General features: G+C 58.9%; 24 protein-coding genes and 2 pseudogenes. 11 read left to right on the forward strand and 15 right to left on the reverse strand.

The window, feature by feature from the left end; all coding sequences use genetic code 11:
- Window positions 1-88: 88 nt before the first annotated feature.
- Genes CBE74_RS20020 through CBE74_RS20040 form a run of 5 tightly spaced genes read right to left on the reverse strand, consistent with a single transcriptional unit; the run spans window position 89 to window position 3,548 of the window.
- Window positions 89-646, reverse strand: coding sequence for a phage/plasmid primase, P4 family (locus tag CBE74_RS20020; protein WP_225870079.1), 558 nt, complete (start codon window positions 644-646; stop codon window positions 89-91).
- Window positions 559-2,337: a primase C-terminal domain-containing protein gene (locus tag CBE74_RS20025; RefSeq protein WP_233426029.1), complete on the reverse strand. Its 1,779-nt coding sequence runs from the start codon at window positions 2,335-2,337 to the stop codon at window positions 559-561. The genes CBE74_RS20020 and CBE74_RS20025 overlap by 88 nt, the downstream gene beginning before the upstream one ends.
- Window positions 2,334-2,525: a DUF7768 domain-containing protein gene (locus tag CBE74_RS20030; RefSeq protein WP_225870077.1), complete on the reverse strand. Its 192-nt coding sequence runs from the start codon at window positions 2,523-2,525 to the stop codon at window positions 2,334-2,336. The genes CBE74_RS20025 and CBE74_RS20030 overlap by 4 nt, the downstream gene beginning before the upstream one ends.
- A complete protein-coding gene (locus CBE74_RS20035) occupies window positions 2,497-2,784 on the reverse strand; it encodes a DUF7768 domain-containing protein (RefSeq protein WP_225870076.1) in 288 nt (95 codons plus the stop codon). Before CBE74_RS20035 ends, CBE74_RS20030 begins: the two co-directional genes overlap by 29 nt.
- Window positions 2,781-3,548: a phage antirepressor gene (locus CBE74_RS20040; RefSeq protein ID WP_087454195.1), complete on the reverse strand. Its 768-nt coding sequence runs from the start codon at window positions 3,546-3,548 to the stop codon at window positions 2,781-2,783. The genes CBE74_RS20035 and CBE74_RS20040 overlap by 4 nt, the downstream gene beginning before the upstream one ends.
- A gap of 155 nt (window positions 3,549-3,703) precedes the next feature.
- Between CBE74_RS20040 and CBE74_RS20045 the strand changes: the two genes are divergently transcribed.
- Complete coding sequence (locus CBE74_RS20045) at window positions 3,704-4,180, forward strand: hypothetical protein (RefSeq protein WP_225870075.1); 477 nt, start codon at window positions 3,704-3,706, stop codon at window positions 4,178-4,180.
- Window positions 4,117-4,536, forward strand: a complete 420-nt coding sequence (locus CBE74_RS20050) for a TIGR02391 family protein (protein WP_225870074.1) — start codon at window positions 4,117-4,119, stop codon at window positions 4,534-4,536. Before CBE74_RS20045 ends, CBE74_RS20050 begins: the two co-directional genes overlap by 64 nt.
- A 44-nt stretch (window positions 4,537-4,580) precedes the next feature.
- Here CBE74_RS20050 and CBE74_RS20055 read toward each other — a convergent pair whose 3' ends face one another.
- The 10 genes and pseudogenes from CBE74_RS20055 to CBE74_RS24835 all read right to left on the reverse strand — a co-directional run bounded on the left by CBE74_RS20055 (window position 4,581) and on the right by CBE74_RS24835 (window position 9,796).
- Entirely contained in the window at window positions 4,581-5,066 is a 486-nt protein-coding gene (locus CBE74_RS20055; RefSeq protein WP_233426030.1) for a DNA polymerase family A protein, read from the reverse strand.
- A 182-nt stretch (window positions 5,067-5,248) separates the two neighbouring features.
- Window positions 5,249-5,782 carry a DNA polymerase family A protein gene (locus CBE74_RS20060; RefSeq protein WP_216608130.1) on the reverse strand — a complete coding sequence of 178 codons (534 nt, stop codon included), beginning with the start codon at window positions 5,780-5,782 and terminating at the stop codon, window positions 5,249-5,251.
- Between the two features lie 145 nt (window positions 5,783-5,927).
- The gene (locus tag CBE74_RS20065) at window positions 5,928-6,419 is read right to left on the reverse strand and encodes a hypothetical protein (protein WP_134873838.1); all 492 of its coding nucleotides are present in this window, start codon (window positions 6,417-6,419) and stop codon (window positions 5,928-5,930) included.
- A 123-nt stretch (window positions 6,420-6,542) separates the two neighbouring features.
- A complete protein-coding gene (locus tag CBE74_RS20070) occupies window positions 6,543-6,752 on the reverse strand; it encodes a DUF1049 domain-containing protein (protein WP_087454196.1) in 210 nt (69 codons plus the stop codon).
- 17 nt (window positions 6,753-6,769) lie between these two features.
- Window positions 6,770-7,312 carry a DUF2815 family protein gene (locus CBE74_RS20075; RefSeq protein WP_087454197.1) on the reverse strand — a complete coding sequence of 181 codons (543 nt, stop codon included), beginning with the start codon at window positions 7,310-7,312 and terminating at the stop codon, window positions 6,770-6,772.
- A 25-nt stretch (window positions 7,313-7,337) separates the two neighbouring features.
- Window positions 7,338-8,471 carry a DUF2800 domain-containing protein gene (locus CBE74_RS20080; RefSeq protein WP_087454198.1) on the reverse strand — a complete coding sequence of 378 codons (1,134 nt, stop codon included), beginning with the start codon at window positions 8,469-8,471 and terminating at the stop codon, window positions 7,338-7,340.
- Window positions 8,464-8,867 (reverse strand): annotated as a pseudogene (locus tag CBE74_RS20085) (hypothetical protein). Before CBE74_RS20085 ends, CBE74_RS20080 begins: the two are co-directional and overlap by 8 nt.
- Before the next feature lie 6 nt (window positions 8,868-8,873).
- Window positions 8,874-9,107, reverse strand: a complete 234-nt coding sequence (locus CBE74_RS20090) for a hypothetical protein (protein WP_225870073.1) — start codon at window positions 9,105-9,107, stop codon at window positions 8,874-8,876.
- A 63-nt stretch (window positions 9,108-9,170) separates the two neighbouring features.
- A complete protein-coding gene (locus CBE74_RS24830; protein WP_445707533.1) occupies window positions 9,171-9,410 on the reverse strand; it encodes an RNA polymerase sigma factor in 240 nt (79 codons plus the stop codon).
- A gap of 35 nt (window positions 9,411-9,445) precedes the next feature.
- Window positions 9,446-9,796 carry a hypothetical protein gene (locus CBE74_RS24835; protein ID WP_425290647.1) on the reverse strand — a complete coding sequence of 117 codons (351 nt, stop codon included), beginning with the start codon at window positions 9,794-9,796 and terminating at the stop codon, window positions 9,446-9,448.
- 403 nt (window positions 9,797-10,199) lie between these two features.
- On the opposite strand from CBE74_RS24835, the gene CBE74_RS20100 reads away from it, so the two are divergent.
- The 9 genes and pseudogenes from CBE74_RS20100 (at window position 10,200) to CBE74_RS20135 (ending at window position 16,521) form a co-directional block, all read left to right on the forward strand.
- Window positions 10,200-10,523 carry a hypothetical protein gene (locus tag CBE74_RS20100; RefSeq protein WP_225870072.1) on the forward strand — a complete coding sequence of 108 codons (324 nt, stop codon included), beginning with the start codon at window positions 10,200-10,202 and terminating at the stop codon, window positions 10,521-10,523.
- Window positions 10,524-10,557: 34 nt separating this feature from the next.
- Window positions 10,558-10,722: a hypothetical protein gene (locus CBE74_RS20105; protein WP_225871128.1), complete on the forward strand. Its 165-nt coding sequence runs from the start codon at window positions 10,558-10,560 to the stop codon at window positions 10,720-10,722.
- A 15-nt stretch (window positions 10,723-10,737) separates the two neighbouring features.
- A complete protein-coding gene (locus CBE74_RS20110; RefSeq protein WP_225871126.1) occupies window positions 10,738-11,445 on the forward strand; it encodes an ABC-three component system protein in 708 nt (235 codons plus the stop codon).
- A complete protein-coding gene (locus CBE74_RS24630) occupies window positions 11,400-11,666 on the forward strand; it encodes an ABC-three component system middle component 7 (protein ID WP_310795205.1) in 267 nt (88 codons plus the stop codon). Before CBE74_RS20110 ends, CBE74_RS24630 begins: the two co-directional genes overlap by 46 nt.
- Window positions 11,650-12,024 carry a hypothetical protein gene (locus CBE74_RS20115; RefSeq protein ID WP_225871125.1) on the forward strand — a complete coding sequence of 125 codons (375 nt, stop codon included), beginning with the start codon at window positions 11,650-11,652 and terminating at the stop codon, window positions 12,022-12,024. Before CBE74_RS24630 ends, CBE74_RS20115 begins: the two co-directional genes overlap by 17 nt.
- Window positions 12,025-12,155: 131 nt before the next feature.
- Window positions 12,156-13,310: a DUF2326 domain-containing protein gene (locus tag CBE74_RS20120; RefSeq protein WP_225870068.1), complete on the forward strand. Its 1,155-nt coding sequence runs from the start codon at window positions 12,156-12,158 to the stop codon at window positions 13,308-13,310.
- Entirely contained in the window at window positions 13,303-13,560 is a 258-nt protein-coding gene (locus tag CBE74_RS20125; RefSeq protein ID WP_087454199.1) for a helix-turn-helix domain-containing protein, read from the forward strand. The genes CBE74_RS20120 and CBE74_RS20125 overlap by 8 nt, the downstream gene beginning before the upstream one ends.
- A pseudogene (locus CBE74_RS20130) lies at window positions 13,557-15,346 on the forward strand (type I restriction-modification system subunit M). Before CBE74_RS20125 ends, CBE74_RS20130 begins: the two are co-directional and overlap by 4 nt.
- On the forward strand, window positions 15,343-16,521 hold the full coding sequence (locus CBE74_RS20135; RefSeq protein WP_225870067.1) for a restriction endonuclease subunit S: 1,179 nt from the start codon (window positions 15,343-15,345) through the stop codon (window positions 16,519-16,521). The pseudogene CBE74_RS20130 and the gene CBE74_RS20135 overlap by 4 nt, the downstream one beginning before the upstream one ends.
- Window positions 16,522-16,526: the final 5 nt, after the last annotated feature.

The following is a 16,526-nucleotide window of genomic DNA, read 5'->3' on the forward strand; positions in this document are numbered from 1 at the left end:
GCTATGTTTTATGCCCTATAGCAAACTCACATATGGGTCGTCATAGGTCGTCATAAGGCCCGTCTGGCTTAGTTGTCGAACTCGTTCTTCAAGGCCAAACCGCGGACGAACATGCCGTGCATCGTCTTTTTACGTGTGAAGCCGTGGTGTTCGACGGTGGCGTTGAAATCGACCATGGGGCGCGCCCCCACCCGGAGGTCGACATCGCCCACGCCCGATAGGTCTGGTACAAGTCCCCGGCCCGTTCCGACAGCCCAGGGTCGACGTCGCAGTGGGCGTCGAGGAACTGGGCGAACCAGTTGTTCTCTTCCCGATACGCCGCTGATGCCTCCACAACTCGTGCCGGGGCGATGAGGTGGTAATCCTCGGCGTGGATGAGGCGGGCGCCCTCTATGATCCAGGTCAGGATTGCGCCACCTGCCTGCTTGTAGAGATGGTCGGCGTAGTTCTTGATGTCGCTGTTGCCTTCGATCTTGGCTTCGAAGGGGATGACGATGAGCCTGCGCCAAATCCCTGCATCCATCGCCCCCACCCTGGGCAGGTGGTTGGTGTAAAGGATCAAGGTGTGGGAGGGGGTGAAGGCGAAGGGGGCCTTGTATTTCTTCTCTGCGTAGATCTGGTCGGTGGAGGCGAGTTGTTTGACCACGGAGGTGGGGACATGTGCACGCCTTCTTCGGATTCGGCGGAGATGATGAGGCGCTTGCCCTTGGCCTCTGCCAGCTCAGGTTTGACGTTGCGCATCCCACCGATGGTGAGCACATCGGCGCTCATGTTGCCTGCGTAGGTACCGAGCACGCGGGCGATGGTGTTCCAGAAAGTGGATTTGCCGTTGCGGCCATCCCCGTAGGCGATGACGAGGGCTTCGACCATGACTTGCCCGATCGCAGCCAGGCCGACGATGCGTTGCACGTAGGCGATGAGCTCAGCGTCGCCTTGGAAGAACACCTCGAGGGCTTCTTGCCACAGGTGCGCGCCGTCGGTGCCTGGGTCGAGGCTGGTCTGCTTGGTCACCAGATCCGCCGGGTCATGGTCACGGCGCGAGCGAGCCCCGTGGCGCAGATCGTAGGTACCTGATGGGGTGTTGAGCAGATACGGGTCTGCATCCAACTGCTCGGGGGTGGTCAGCAGCATGGGGCGGGCCTCTTTCAGGCAGTTGGTGATCCCGCGCGATTCCCGGCGCTTGAGCGCGTAGGCCGCATAGGTTTTCGCGTCCTCGAAGGCGGCGAACGCCTCCTGTTGGGCGGCGTTGAACATGGCCTGGGCTTTCGCCTTCGACATCGACGCCAACAACATGGCAGCCCCCGTGGCGGCGAGCTGGTCTTTGGCTTCTTCGAGCAGCTCGTGGGCTTCGGCCAGTTGGCGCTCGGTGAGCTCCTGGGCGACAGCCTGGGCTGCAGGGGCCGATTCGTACCAGACACCACGAAAGTAGACGAGCCAGTCGGTGGCCTCCGAGTAGCGCAGCGAGTCCGGGTAAGCCTTGGTTAAGGCTTGGGCTTGCCCGACGTCGCTGTAATCGGCGGGGCGTACCGAATCCAGGCTCGCCTCAAAATCCTCTGGTGGCACATACCCGGGCTGGTTCTCGACCGTCTTGGCGAACCGGGTGGCCGACCGCCAGATCGACTCCACCTCCGCTTCGGGCAGCGGCGGGTTACAGCGGGCGGCCTTGCGGTCAAACAAGGCGCGTGCCTCATCGGTCGTGCCGAGGCGAATCAGCAGCCTGCCAGCAAACCTCGACAGGGTCGCATTACGCGAACCTTCCTCGATGGCCTGGGTGGCGTCATCCCACTGGGCGAACAAGTCCTCATCCACCGCGTCGGCAAGCCAGGCGTCGATGGTGCGTTCGCCCTCGACCACGGTGATCTGCGGAGCATTGTGGCCGTAGATGAAGCGTCCAGCGTCGATCGCGTTGGGGTCGAAGAACTCAAACCTGGAAGCAAGCTGCTTCTTGAGCCCTGCATAGGCCTCAGCATCAGCCACGGGGTCAATTGGAAAGTAGACGTGGAAGCGGGGTCTTGCCGACTGGGCACCTTTCGCTCTCTGGTGGTTCCTGCTGGTGGCGGTCATCAACGCCACACTCGCCAGCCGCTTAGCCAGCGATGCTGGGGTGACCCATTCGGCCTGCTCGTCGGTGTGGGAGTTGTCGACGTCCATGACCAGGCAGTTCGAGGTCACGAAACTGCCAACCGAGCGCCTGCCACCCACGTACTCGGCAACCACATGATCCAACCTGGCGACCGCTTCGAGGTCGGCTGCCGTGGTCACAGTGTGCGAATTTGGGTAGTGGGCGTTGTTTTCTTGGCCTGCCACCTGCGCGGTGAACATCGTCATCGCCTTCATAGGGTGACCTCCTCAAAGTCAGCGTCGAAATAGGTGATCGGCATCTCGAGGTGGTGGGCCCATTCGATCTCGGCACGCATCCCTGCCGAGACGCGGCCGGTGTAGACCCAGATCGCCTCGCACTTGGTCAAAAGAATCCGGTTGAAGAACATCGCCAGCTCACGCTCGCTCGCGTCGGCGTCGTCCATGAACTGCGGGAACAACAGGTGTGGCGCGAGCGGAATCTTGTGCCGTAACACCGCGTGAGCACACAATGCTCGAGGCTCGAGCCAACTCCACGTTGCTCGCGACGTCTCCGGAGTACGGGGAGCAGATGTACACCAAGGGCCGGTAGCCGTACTCGGCGCGTTGAAGATTCTTCAGCGCTTTGAACGCGGTGGGGTCCGGGTAGCCCTCCGTGTTGTGGGGCGAGAAACCCAGGTCGATGTTGACAGCGGTCGAGGTCATGCTGCACCGCCGTCCTGCTCGATGACCGGCAGCAGACCGAACTGGTTCTTCAACAAGTCATAGATAAACAAGCGACCCTTCTGAGTCCAGTACATGTGCGTGCGGGTCTTGCCTTCGTCGTACTCATGCGTCTTGGACTGCGTGTAGCCCTGCTCGGCGAAGCGGGCGTAGAGGAACCAGCGGCCGGACTGCCTGAACTGAACCCCGGCGTCGTGCAGCAGCGAGTTCAGCTTCTTTGCCGACAACCCATAGTCTTTCGCGATCTCCGTGATGGTCAGCAGCGAATCCGACTGGAGCACCACGTCGTAGTAGGAGACTTTCGGGGCGGCCTCAAGCAGGGCTTGCTCGGCTGCCAGCCGCTTGGCCCGCTCGGAGCGAAGCTGGATGATGGCGGGCTCGAGGAACTCGTCATCGTCCAAGAGCTCGTCGATGGCGTACACGCCATGGCGGCGAATCGTGGGTAGGACCTCGTCGACAACCCAGGCTTCGAAGTCCTGGGCTGCGGGGAGCTTGGAGGAGAAGATGAGCCGGTACCGGTCACCTTCGGTGATGAACCGGGCTTCTTGAGTGTGCCCGAGCGCGTCGACGATGGGGTAACGAAACGGAACCCCACGGCAATGATCCTGAATCACCTTGCTGGTATTGGTGTATCCAAGCGCCGTGACCACATCACGGCCACAGAAATAAACCTTGTCCTGATGCTCGACAGTTCGGATCGTTCCAAAGGCATCGTTGGTGAATACCTGAAGATCGCTAGTAGCCATGTCTGGCTCCTTCTAAGAGCCAGGATTGACGTGAATTCCAGCAAGCCACGGGTGCGGCCGCGTCGGGCTCTCACGCATACGCCCCTGAGCGTGCAAGAATCCGGACACCGGGTCTTGCTGAAGAATTCAGGCCCCCACTCACATGAGAAGCTTGCGTGGTGATCCAGTCCGATTCTTTTTCTCAACGCTCGACTATCCGCAATATTGCGGATGTCCTGGCTAGTACTGATTTGCCGGGCCTAACCGGAAGCCAAATCGACGAACTTCTCCACGACATTGGAGCACCACCGCGTGTTGCCGGGAATAAGCGAGAAGGACTGTTTGGCGCGCTTACGGAGGGAGTTACCCCAGCGCAAGCAGGTCAACGCACTCGTGACTTCATCGCGGTGGCGATGAGTCCGACACGGTATACCACCGATCGTCGGCGTTGGGATGATTTGCGTCGTTTGCTCAACAAGGTGCTGGTCACCGAGGGATGGCAGATCGACGATGCTGGCCGGTTGACCAAACTCGCTGAGGCGGCACGCACATTCAATGATATGATATCGAGCGTCTCACCAGCTCTCCTGTGGAGGAGCTTCAGCGGCGCGGTACCCACGAACGCCTGCTGGAGTATTGCAGCCGAGAACTGATCGCCGAGTCTCTGTTCCACGCGATATCCGAGGCAGCCAAGTCGATTCATGACCGCATCCGCGTCCTTACTGGCTTTACAGATGATGGTCAGGAGTTGTTCGACGCAGTTTTGGGAACAAATAATTCTGCCCCCGAGCTAGTGATTAATAGCTTTTCCACGGAGTCGGAAAAATCAGAACACAAGGGATTTAAGAACCTGCTGATAGGAATCCACGGGCACTATCGCAATCCCCGTGCTCACAAAACCCGACTAGGTAGTGAGGAAGATAAGCATGACTTTCTCGATGCTTTCAGCTTGTTCTCCTATGTTCATCGTCGCCTCGATTCCGCCCAGATTTATCAGTCTTTCCGGTAGAAATCGCACGAGTACCCGTCTGCCGCCAGTGGCAACCCTGCAGCTCAGTCGGGCGTACTGGCCATGAGGTCGCAGATCTCGTCCACGGTGGCCGTGGTGGTTTCCACGACGATCTCGTCATGGACGTGCATGACGATCCGATGCCCAGCGTCAGCGACTTGGTGCATGCCGAACATGAGCAGGTCTCGGGCGACGGCCTGGACGATGTTCTCAGTGAGTTTCCCACCGTAGGTTTCCAACTGGCCCCACTTGCGACCCGTCGTGATGCCCTCGTGAGTGATGCTGGTGCCACCGAACCTGTTCTCACCTAGCTTGGGTTTCACATAGGCCAGGCGACGTCCGGAGGGGAGGGCGATGAACATGATTCCGGACTCCACGGTGAAGGTCAGCGCCCCGACGCTGGTCGGCTGGCGGGTGCTGATCGTCTCGATGGCGGCGGCATTGATGTCGGCCCACAGCTGCACAACATTGGGGTTAGCTGCCCGCCACGCATCGACCAGCGGCTGAAGCTCGGATTCAGCGAGCCCCATCCGCAGCGTCCCCCATGGCTATCAAGGCACCGACGCCGCCTTGATAGCCGCAGTTCACTGTTCACGCCATCCTTGTCAACGGGGACACCAAACATGCGCGAAGCGGTCTCGCAGTACAGATCCTTTCCGTCACGGAAGGCCTGAAGAGTGGTGGTTTCACCTGCAACCTGCAAGCCACACAATCACCCGCGCCTCGATCGCAGAGAAGTCAGCCACCACGAACCGGTGCCCATCAGCGGGGATAAATGCGGTGCGGATGAGCTGAGAGAGGGTGTCGGGCACGGAGTCATAGAGCAACTCCACCGCACCAAAGTCTCCGATCCGCACGAGTCCTCTGGCCTCGGCCAGGTCGGGCAGGTAGTTGCGAGGCAGGTTCTGGACTTGAACCAGGCGGCCTGCGAACCTGCCAGTGCGCCCTGCCCCGTAGAACTGGAGGAACCCCGCCCACGACCATCACGACCTGCCACGTGCTGCATCGCCTCGTACTTCTTCACCGAAGACTTCGCGAGCTCGCCACGCAGCTGCAGGACCTCGCGCACCTGGCCGGTAGCCGAGTCGAGTGCGGCGGCAACTTCGTCTTTCGTCAATGACTGCAGGGGCGTGCCATGAGCGGTGAGCCATTCCTTGAGCTTGATCGGCGAGTTCGGGTTGTCGAGCCCCGTGAGCTCTTGCGCGCGAGCCAGCGTGGCTACGCGGTGCTGCCGATCGCACTCCACCGCACGATCGACCAGCGTCTCGTCGAGGCGGATGCCGGTGTCGTTGATGCGCTGGTCAAGCGCGTAGGTGTCCCATTCGGACACGGGGAGCGGGAAGTCGGCCAGCCGGTCATGGATCGCCAGTTCGACCTCGACGTCGCGGCGGTTATAGGAGATGAACTGTTCCCACCCGTCTGGGTCGGATGCAGGCAGGTGACGCATCCCGCCCTGATTGAAGACACTGGGTGTGGCCGGGGTGCAAAAAACGGGTGATCAGCTTCTTACCCGCACTGTCTTTACGCATCGGCAGATGAAGGACGGTAGCGACTTGGTCCAGGCTCCTCGGCAAGCCCAGGTACGCAGACCACACCATCGTGCAGCGCCACTGGGCAGGATCCAGAAACCTGCGGCCAGCCATGAGGTTTGGGTAGAGTCGGGCTAGCCAGCTTGAAAGACAGACACGCTCGAACGCGGCATTGAACGCCCACTTCACCACACCCGGATCCGCCAGGCCATGGAGCACCTCCTCCGGTAGTTCTTCTCCAGAGGCGAGATCCACAACCTCGACTGGGCTACCGTCGATCGAGTAGCCGAACAGGAGGAGCTCGAAGTCGTCGTGGTCGGCGTAGGGGTACATCCCGGATTTCGCCAGGTTCACTGGCGAGAAGGTCTCGATGTCAATGAAGAGTTCACGCATGCGCGACAGCTCCTAAGAACAAGGGCGCTGGGAGGACACCACACCCCAGAAGTGGGCGTGGTTCCTCCCAGCACGGGTGAAGGGTTAGCGGTCGTGGTCAGCGCGGTACTTCTCGAGTTCGGCCTCGGTGTCAGCCATGAGCTTGCCGATGTGCTTGCGATCCCTGCGGGTCGCCCACCTGCTGACCACGAACGAAGTGAGTTCGAGGATCACGAAACTCAGGAGAAGGCCAATGAAGCCGTAGAACAGCGTCGTGTTGTTCGCGGCAAGGGCCGCTTCGTAGCACTCAGTCATGTCTGTGTCCTTATCTCCTAGTTGAGGAAGTCATCCGACGCAGTACCGAAGCCACCGAAGTCGGCTTCGGTACTGATGCGGTTGCCGCCGAGCGGTTCGCCATCACGCAGCTTCTGAATGTTGCCCAGTCCGCAGGCGATACCCCGATTGCCGTTCGTGTTGAACGCGTAGAACGAAATGCTCACGCGTGCGTAGCAGCCGGAGTAGACCTCGCTGGCGCCCAGGATCGGCTGCAGGTCCGTACCCACGACCTGCGGGTTGGCGTTGACGAACATCGCGTTCGCATAGGCTTCGTCGTCGCGCTCGATGTCGCCGTCGCGCAGCGGGAGCTTCAGAGCGGCCTTGTTCGGTCGCTTGCCACCGAACTTGCCAATCCCGGCATCGATCGCCGCGTCGATGGTGCGTTCGATCTTGGCCAGGGTCTCGGTGTCGCCCTTCGGGATGATCAGCGACACGCTGTACTTGGGCTTGCCGCCCTGGATGGACTTTGCCTCAAAAATGTTGGCGTAGCTGAGTCGGACTTCGCCGGTGACCACACGGGTCGGATTCATTGTAGACATCTTGTCTTACTTTCTTTCTCGTTCGTTACTTGATTGCAGTGAATTCGTTGGCCGCTGACTGGATCTCCAGTGCGGGCCTCTTGTCGGATTCGGGCACCAGCGTGGGCTTACCGGTTGGTTTGACCACGAGGTCCCCGAGGAGCTCGGTGAAGCGCTTCTTGCCCAGTTGTTTCTCCAGCACGGTGATGGTCTTGAGCTTGCGATCCCACACGTCGACACCGGCTGCCTCAGCGGCCGTGGCGACAGCGGACTCGTCGGAGTATTTTCGGATTGAGCGGCCTTCGACGAGCTTGAACCCGGGCCAGGTCTTGCCCTGGTTCACCGCCAGCGACAGCGCGTGCGCTTCCACATCGGCAGCCCACGCCTTCAGGTTCGGCAGCTGGGCCAACACCTGTGCTATCTCGGCATCGGTGAGCTCGGCAGGTGGTGCGAACTCATGCTTGGCAAGCGCAAGGTTCGCCTCAGCGCGCGTCCGACAAGTCGGCACGAGCTTGCAGAACCGGCACCACTCACCAGGAGCGAACTCGCCATCCCCGCTGGCAGCCAACGCGGCACGAGGTTTCACCACCTGTTCTGCCCACGCCTCCAACTCGGCCACCGGGATCGCCCAGGTTGAGACGTTCGAGCACCTTGGCTGGAAGATCGTCACCGCCACTTCGGTGATGTCGTACAGCGACCCGAACGCGTTCACCGCTCCCAGCGCATACAACATCAGCTGCGGATTCTGCTCGGCTTCGACCATGACACCCTGGCCGTACTTGAGGTCGATGATGTGCAGGACCGGCTCGGCGATGATGACGCAGTCCCCGGTGCCGAACCCACCCGGCACCACGTGGGAGAAGTCCAAGCACTGCTCGATGAGCACTTGCGGATCAGCACACGCCTGGCGCACACCGCGCAGCCGCTCTTGAACGAAGGCCAGGGAGTCATCAGTCAGGGTGTCCATCTCCGCGTCATGCCAATCCGAGACCGGCTTCGTGGTCGGGGCGTCATGCAGGGCGCGGCGCAGCTTCCACTCTGCGAGCTCATGGGCAGCGGTGCCTTGCTCAGCCGCCTGCGAGGAAGACTCCGGCAGTCCGGCCTCCAGGATTGCTGACGGTGGGCAGGCCAACCAGCGGTGCGCACCTGAGGCGCTGAGCAGTGCGTGCTGGTCAGGCATCAGCGATCGCCTCCGCCTGCTCCAAGAGCCGCCCGTACTTGACCGGGTCAACCTCGGAGAGCTTGTTCGCTCCAGCGGCCTGGATCAGCTCACGCACCTGCGCGGTATGGCCTGCCTGTGACAAACGAGCCAGAACCGTGCGGACCTGCTCCAACGTCACCGGCACAACCTCCGGGGCCGGTGCCGGGGCTGGCGGTTGGCTTCGTGGTCTTCGGCTGCAGCTTCCAGCGCAGGCTGGGCGAGCTGAGCTGCGGCGATCGGGCGAGCACCCGACATACCAGGGTGATCCTCGAACGACTCCCACGCGGCCTCTTCGATCGCAGAGGCCAGCATCGTGACCCCCTCCGCGATCCGATTCAGCGCTTGGATGTAGCGGTTAGCTTCGGTGACGTTCACGCGGCATCACCACCACTCCGGGTAACACCGACCCGCGCGAGCCAGCGCCATGAGATCGTCGTCTGGACGGATGATTTCCACTGAGCGGACCTGGTTGCCCGGCACGAGAACGGTGAGATGCTGGGGGTTTCCGAGCAGCTTGCGGGCGATCCTGCTTCGGATGCTGACCTTGCGGGTAGAGACCGCAGCGTCAGGTTCGGGCTGGTCAGTCAACGTGACCTTGAGACGATGCTTGGACATCGTTTCCTCCTTTTGAATCAGAGTGCGCGTCGGTTTGTGCTGGCCTTCATGTGGGCCGGGCACTCATACGCCCCCGACGGGTGCCAGATCCAGACATTCCTGCTCGATGAATTCCTGAAGCTTCTTCAGAGCTCGCTTGACCGAGCGCCCGATGCTGTTCGCTCGCTTGGTCGCATCGGCTTCGTCGGCACCGGGCAGCTCCTCACGCGCGATCTCGACGAAGGAGAGCCCCTCAAACACGTGCAGGCGGATGTGTTCGGCTTGCTTGGCGCTGACCTGAGCCAGCAGCCAATCGACAACCAACTCGCTGTCGACCTGGTCCTCATGAACCGAGACGTTCAGATACTGGGGCCCGTCATGGACCTCGACTTCCCAGTCGCTATAGGAGAGGTCGCCACGATTTCGAGCGTTCTCAGCGGCACGAAAACTGCGGTAGGCCGTACACAGATACGCGACTTTCCACTCCGGCACGTACGTCGGGCGTAGAGCAAGGCGAGAACCTCATCGGCGCTCAGGCCAAGTTTTTCGTCGCCAACGGGTGGGTCGACGAGCTCGATCCACGCATAGTTCTGAACGCCGTCCTTCGAGGTGGTCGAAGGCACGTAGATCTGGGTGTAGACCTTGCCGCCGATCATCTTGGTCCGCACGGAGTACGGCTCGCTGGTCCTTCTATTTGGTTGTGTTGTCAAGAGAATCCCTCCTGAGGAGGGAGACCCGCTTAAGTAAGCAAGCTCGATGTCGACGGTTCAGAAGGGATGGGCAGAGAAACGAGAAGGCAGGTACCCGTAGGTCGGATACCTGCCACTTGCTTCTCTTACGCGTCTCCCTGGTGGTCGACGGCCTTGTGTGATCAGCACGCGGCACCTGTAGGTCACGGAACCGTCGTGGCCACTCAGGTCCCGCAGCCGTCTAGGTCACTCACAGAGCGTCCTAGACCCCTTCGAAGGGCATCAGCGGTAGACTCAAGATCATGATCTCTAGGTACTCAGCGGACGCCTCCGGAAGTACTTCGAGACTAAAAATCGGGCGAGAAAAAGTCCTTGTCCCGGTTTTGGTGCTGTTTTGGTCCTCTTTTCCCGAGGGAGGTTGTTGATGAGCCAGTTGTGCTTCGCGACTTTCGCGCGCGCCCTGCAAAAGGTGCTCATCCAGCCAGCAGCGAGTTACACCACTCCGACTAGGCAGGGAGGCAAGAATCCGTCGACGGCGCGACCAAAGATGACTTCAACTGACGCCTACCTCGTGGAGGTCCTCTTGCGCTGGATTCAGGACTTCGCCCCTGTTACGGACAAAGACGGATGGGACGTGTGGCGCACACCTAAGACAGTAAGTAAGTGGGCTACTCAAGCAGGACGTCGAGCTGCACACCGGCTTCGGGCCCGTTCTGAAGCAACCTGGACTACGTGGGGCTGCACGTGAAGCGTTCGGCAAGATCTCCCATGACATTGCGCCCATGCGCGAGATTGACTTCAAAGCCGAGCTGATCGAACTGATCAAAGATGATCCTGAGGTCAGTGCCGACGCCGCCGAAGAACTGCTGTACACCGCAGACCAGGATGACGTGTCTTTTTATGCCGATACGTTCCTATCTGCCATTTCAAGACCAAACAAGAAGTGAGACAACAACGGCGCAGTGACCAAAGCGGATGTCGTGCTTGCCGCCCGCAATGGAGACTTGTGTCCTGTCTGCCGCAAAGAGCGACTGGTGAAGACCGTCAGAGGCGAACGGCGACCATTCTTCGAGATTGTCCCTTTCACCATTGACGATGGCAGCTCTGAAACTGACCGGGAAGCAGTGTGTGTCAAGTGTGCCAAACTCGTCCCCACCAATGACACGTTGCTTGAACTGTCTGATGTCGTAAACAAGCTCCGAGACATTCGAAATCGCCGGATCGCCGCAACAGCCCTTCAAGACGCCGCTCTCAATTCGCAACTCCACCCGGCGATCGCCTCTGTCATCGAAACGCTTGGGGAGCGCATCGTCACCGGAACCATCCCGAAACTGACGATGGACGCGGTACGAATCGCTGAAAAGGTCAGGCCCGAGTACTTTGAGCTCGCCGAGCGGATCAAGATCCACGTCTTGCAGTGGTACCGCATCATCGAGCAAGAGTTCCGCGCCCTCGAAGGCAGCAGGGGGCGCAGCAGATTCGACGCGATAGCCGGGCAAGTCGCCGACTTCTACGCCGAGGCGTCCCGGCACACTGATGACCAGCAGGCGATATTCGATCAAGTTGCTGATTGGATCCACACCAACTCCGACTCGACGAACCTCAGCGCATCGATCATTGTGACGTGCTTTTTCGTTCAAAACTGCGAGGTGTTCGATGCGATTGCCTAGCAAGGTCACCCCCCTACTCGCAGTCCACGTTGAGCCAGTTCCCGCCGATCCTGAAGAATCTGTCCGAACAAGATCTCAGCTCCGCCGCCTTATACAGGAAGGTCAAATCGAAGTTCGCGGACGTGGACGAGTTCGCCGACACTTTGGACTGCTTATTCGCACTCGGCCAGATCGAGCTGCTCTACCCGGAGGAGGTGCTCCACTATGTTGGTCGAGTTTGACAGTGACGCGTTCTTTCACGACGAACAACGTCCTGGCCCGCTGCGCCTGAGCGAAGGGCTGAACACGGTGCTCGGTACTGAAAACACCGAGAACTCCATCGGCAAATCCCCCACGCTATTGGCCATCGACTTCTGCTTCGGCGGTTCTGACTACATCGACAAAGCCAAAGACGTCATCAAGAACATCGGCCATCACGAGATTCGCTTCGCGTTCCTCCTCGGCGGAGAGATTCACCGTTTCCGGCGAGCTACCGACACGCCGACAGTGATCACCCTCTGCGATAGGAACTACCGTCCGCTGCGCACCATGACACTTGACGACTTCAAGGGCTTTGTCGGTACCCAGTATGGACTTTAAGATACTGGTATCAGTCTCCGTCAAGCAGTTAGCAACTTCTTCCGCATCTGGCAACGAAAGAACTCTGATGTCGACCATCCACTCCTTGCACACCCCGAGACACCCAGGCTGACGGCGTCAAGCGTCTACTGATGCTGTTTGATGAGTACACCAAGCTTCAAGGCTTCATGGCTGCCAAGGATGAGGCTGTTCGAGAGCTTGATTTGTTCAATGCAGCCGGGCGGTACTACGACATCCCCCGAGCGAGGAGCATCACCGAGGTCAAGAACAACACCCAACGAATCGAAGACCTCCAGACCGAACGCGACCAAGCAGGAATCCGCGCAGGATTGACGGCCAAGGACTACATTTCAGCCCAACAGGCAGCCATCAACGAGGTGCAGGCAGAACGCGAGCCCTTGCTGCGTCGCTTCAACCAGCTCGGTCGACAAATCAACGCCATGCGACGAGCCAAGGGCATCTCATCCGACGTCAGCCTGACTAAGAAGTTCGATTCCTTGCGCGAGTTCTTCCCAGAAGCAAATATCGAACACATCGAGAGCATCGAACACTTCCACCGCAGCATCCGCCAGGTTCTGGACGCCGAGTTCAAAGCAGAAACCAAGCAGTTGGAAGAAGAACGTGGGCGAATTCAGCAGCGTCTTGGACAACTCAACTCCCGGCTCGAGGAACTCTCCGTCGCGCCCACAGCGACACAGGCCGATATCCGTGCCTACAGTGAACTCGATCGCCAGGTTCGTTCACTCCGCAACGCAAACAAGGCATTCTATAACGAGCAGCGACTCACGGCAGCCAAGAAGCAAGCCTCCGAGGCACTCGACGAAGCATCCGCATCGATCCTGAAGGACACCGAACACAAACTCAACGAAGCGATGCAGCGCATAGATGGGGAAATCACCCGTGAGGAACGAACCCCACCAAGCATCCAGATTCCAGCGATCGACAAATACTCCTACGAGATCGAGAACGACTCAGGAACGGGCTCTACTCAACGTTGCCTCATCTCATTCGATCTAGCAATGCTGGAAACAACGCTTCTCCCTGCAGTCGCACACGATTCGATGCTCGTCCAACCCATCGAAGACCAAGCATTCGACGGCATTGCGCAGGTTTATGCGCGCCAGAAGAAACAGGTTTTCCTTGCAATCGACAAGATCAGCCGCTATTCGGCTGAAACCCAACAGATCTTGACTAAGTCAGCATTCATCCATCTTGAACACGGAAGAGAACTCTTTGGCCGGTCGTGGAGCAAAAAGAAGAAGAGGAAGACTAACGGCAGTGAGTAAACGAATCGAGTTCGACCTCCAGGTCAGAGCCTCCTACAAGCCCTTGTGGAAGCTGCTGGTGGACAAGGACAAGCTCAAGCAAGACTTGCGTGAGGAAGCCAAGCTTTCATCCACGTCGATGGCACGACTCAACAATGGAGACAACGTCACCACCGACGTGCTCCTGCGCATCTGCCAGGTCCTGGACTGCCAGATCGGCGACATCGTCCAAGTTATTCCTACTAATGAATCGAAAGAACAAAGCGAATGAGCCAACTGGGATCTTTTATCTGGGGCACCGCCGACATTCTGCGAGGCCCCTACAAGGCAAGCTAGTACGGCAATGTCATCTTGCCCATGACAATTCTGCGCCGTCTTGACTGCGTCCTCGAAGAGCACCGCCACCATCGAGCCAATGGTCGAGCGCTTCGGCAACAATCCTGAACTCCTGTCCGCACAGGTGCAGCGCGCCACCCGCCTGCCGTTCTACAACACCAGCCCCTGGACGCTCAAAACCCTACTCGGAGATCCCAAGGGAATCGAAGCGAACCTGAAGCACTACGTGAACGGCTTCTCCGACAACATGGACGTTTTCGAACGCTTCAAGCTCGCCGACGAGATCGCCACTATGGCCGAGAAGAACATCCTCTACATCGTGGTAGAGCGCTTCTCCAACATCGATCTACACCCCAAGACAGTCACGAACGCCGAGATGGGCGACCTCTACGAGTACAGTACCTCATCCGCACGTTCAACGAGTCCTCCAACGAGGCGCCAGGTGAGCACTTCACCCCGCGCGACGCCATCCGACTCCTCGTGGATCTCGTCTTTGCTGGCGACGACGAAGCGCTGAGCACCCCAGGCGCCATCCGGTCGATCTATGATCCCACGGTCGGCACAGGAGGAATGCTCTCCATCGCAGAAGAACACCTGATCGGCAGCAGTGACAGGACCGGCCTGAACCCACAAGCCCAGCTTCGCCTTTACGGACAGGAATGGAACGATCACTCCTATGCGGTGTGCAAGTCCGACCTGCTTATCAAAGGTTATGACTCCAGCAACATCCAGCTCGGCGACACGCTCGCCGACGACAAGTTCGCTGGACAGACCTTCGACTACTGCATGTCGAACCCACCGTACGGCGATGACTGGAAAGCCAGCCAATCGGCCGTCATGGAGGACCTGAAAGAGCTTGGTAGCTCTTCTCGCTTCTACGCTGGTGGCGATAAACCCAAACAGAATGTTCCCGCCGTCAGCGACGGGCAGATGCTTTTCCTCCAACACGTGGTGAGCAAACTCCGCCCCAAAGTCAAGGGCGGTGGCCGGGGCGGCATCGTCATGAACGGCTCACCGCTGTTCAATGGCGCTGCGGAGTCAGGGCCGTCCAACATCCGCAAATGGCTGCTCGAACATGATCTGGTGGACGCCATTGTGGCATTGCCGACCGACATGTTCTATAACACCGGCATCGCCACCTACATCTGGATCGTCGACAACAACAAGCCCGAAGAACGTCAGGGCAAGGTGCAACTGATCGGCGGTACCGACTTCTACCAGAAGATGCGCAAGAAACTGGGCGACAAGGGGCGTGAAATTAGCGAGGACAACCGCGCCACGATCGTCAAGCTCTACGACGACTACGTTGACACTGAACACTGCAAGGCAAGATCGTCCCCATCGATGAGTTCGCCTACTGGCTCGTCACGGTGGAGCGCCCCCGGCGCGACGAACACGGCGAGGTGATCACGAACGCTCGTGGCAAGAAGCAACCGGACACAGCGCTGCGTGACACCGAACGGGTACCTTTCACCTACGGTGGCAATACCCAGGGTGACGGCGGGCGGCAGGAAACCATCCAGGCATACTTCGATGCTGAGGTAAAGCCCTACGTGCCAGACGCATGGGTTGACGAGAAGAAGACGAAGATCGGCTACGAGATTCCCTTCACCCGGTTCTTCTACCGCTACCAGCCACCACGACCACTCGAAGAGATCGACGCCGAGCTCCACCAAGTGACCACGGAAATCCTGCAGTTGCTTAACGAGGTGACTGAATGACAGTCAATAGCGCGGCTCAGCGTGCACTTCCGCTCTTTGCCGTATTTGAAGAAACCGCCGTCAAGAACGATGGAATGGCGGAAACGAATCTTCTGTCTCTTAGTTACGGAAGAATCGTGCCGAAGAGTATTGATACCGTTGGCGGGCTACTGCCTGCCTCGTTTGAGACCTATCAGATAGTGAATCCGGGCCAAATCGTGCTCAGGCTCACCGACATGCAGAATGATCAAAAAAGCCTGCGATCCGGTCTTGTTCAAGAACGAGGCATTATTACTTCTGCGTACTGCGCCCTCCAAAGCAGAAGATGGGGCGAAGGATGGAATCGCTACTTTGACTACTTTTTTCACGCGCTGGACGTTTCAAAGCAACTCTATTCCCTAGGCGGTGGCGTACGTCAGTCCTTAAAATATGCGGATATCAAGCATGTTCAGGTCTTGATGCCATCGGAAAGCACTCGAGACAAGATTGTTCGTTACCTCGATGTGGAGACGGCGAAGATTGACCACCTCATCGCTAAACAGCGCGAGCTTCTCAAACTGCTCGATCTTCGCAACGAGGCACGCTTGCACGAGGCGTTCACGGGGTTCACACCCTTGAAAACACTTCCGTTGAAGCGTTTACTTGTCAAACAATACCGACCGGTGGTTGAAGGGGCTGGCGTCGTCACTGCTTTTCGTGATGGCGAGGTAACACTGCACTCAAACCGTCGGGAAGAAGGGTTCACTTTCTCAGAGTCGGAAGCTGGATATCAAGGAGTAGTTGCGGGCGACCTGGTGTTCCACGGCCTGGACGGCTTCGCGGGTGCCGTCGGTATCTCTGATAGCAACGGCCAGTCGACACCCGTTTATCACGTCTGTCGGCTCCGTAATGATGATGACAATCTTCATTTCATTGCTTACTTGCTCCGATATCTGGGTAATAGCGGATTCTTGGCTACCCAAGCACCAAGCGTTCGCCAACGTGCTGTTGACTTCAGGAATTGGCAGACCTTTGGTCGGATTCCGCTTTCGCTGCCCCAAGGGAAAGTGCAGCAAAGGATTGTGTCTGAGCTAGATGAGAGCGCGAAAGCGCTGCTTGCTGACGCTAGGGCAACAATTGAGCGTGCTTTGGGACTCTTGCAGGAGCGTCGTTCGGCGTTGATTACGGCTGCGGTGACAGGTCAAATCGAGGTTTAAGGAGG

The sequence above is a fragment of the Corynebacterium silvaticum genome (genome assembly GCF_002162115.2).
GTDB classification, from domain to species: Bacteria; Actinomycetota; Actinomycetes; order Mycobacteriales; family Mycobacteriaceae; genus Corynebacterium; species Corynebacterium silvaticum.

Coding starts and splice junctions, on each gene's coding strand:
- CBE74_RS20105 (WP_225871128.1), top strand. CDS start 10,558: ATGCGCGAGATTGACTTCAAAGCCGAGCTGATCGAACTGATCAAAGAT.
- CBE74_RS20115 (WP_225871125.1), top strand. CDS start 11,650: ATGTTGGTCGAGTTTGACAGTGACGCGTTCTTTCACGACGAACAACGT.
- CBE74_RS20040 (WP_087454195.1), bottom strand. CDS start 3,548: ATGGCTACTAGCGATCTTCAGGTATTCACCAACGATGCCTTTGGAACG.
- CBE74_RS20090 (WP_225870073.1), bottom strand. CDS start 9,107: ATGTCCAAGCATCGTCTCAAGGTCACGTTGACTGACCAGCCCGAACCT.
- CBE74_RS20120 (WP_225870068.1), top strand. CDS start 12,156: ATGCTGTTTGATGAGTACACCAAGCTTCAAGGCTTCATGGCTGCCAAG.
- CBE74_RS20100 (WP_225870072.1), top strand. CDS start 10,200: ATGAGCCAGTTGTGCTTCGCGACTTTCGCGCGCGCCCTGCAAAAGGTG.
- CBE74_RS20135 (WP_225870067.1), top strand. CDS start 15,343: ATGACAGTCAATAGCGCGGCTCAGCGTGCACTTCCGCTCTTTGCCGTA.
- CBE74_RS20075 (WP_087454197.1), bottom strand. CDS start 7,312: ATGTCTACAATGAATCCGACCCGTGTGGTCACCGGCGAAGTCCGACTC.
- CBE74_RS20070 (WP_087454196.1), bottom strand. CDS start 6,752: ATGACTGAGTGCTACGAAGCGGCCCTTGCCGCGAACAACACGACGCTG.
- CBE74_RS20035 (WP_225870076.1), bottom strand. CDS start 2,784: ATGACCTCGACCGCTGTCAACATCGACCTGGGTTTCTCGCCCCACAAC.
- CBE74_RS20080 (WP_087454198.1), bottom strand. CDS start 8,471: ATGCCTGACCAGCACGCACTGCTCAGCGCCTCAGGTGCGCACCGCTGG.
- CBE74_RS20025 (WP_233426029.1), bottom strand. CDS start 2,337: ATGAAGGCGATGACGATGTTCACCGCGCAGGTGGCAGGCCAAGAAAAC.
- CBE74_RS20055 (WP_233426030.1), bottom strand. CDS start 5,066: ATGGGGCTCGCTGAATCCGAGCTTCAGCCGCTGGTCGATGCGTGGCGG.
- CBE74_RS20030 (WP_225870077.1), bottom strand. CDS start 2,525: ATGGACGACGCCGACGCGAGCGAGCGTGAGCTGGCGATGTTCTTCAAC.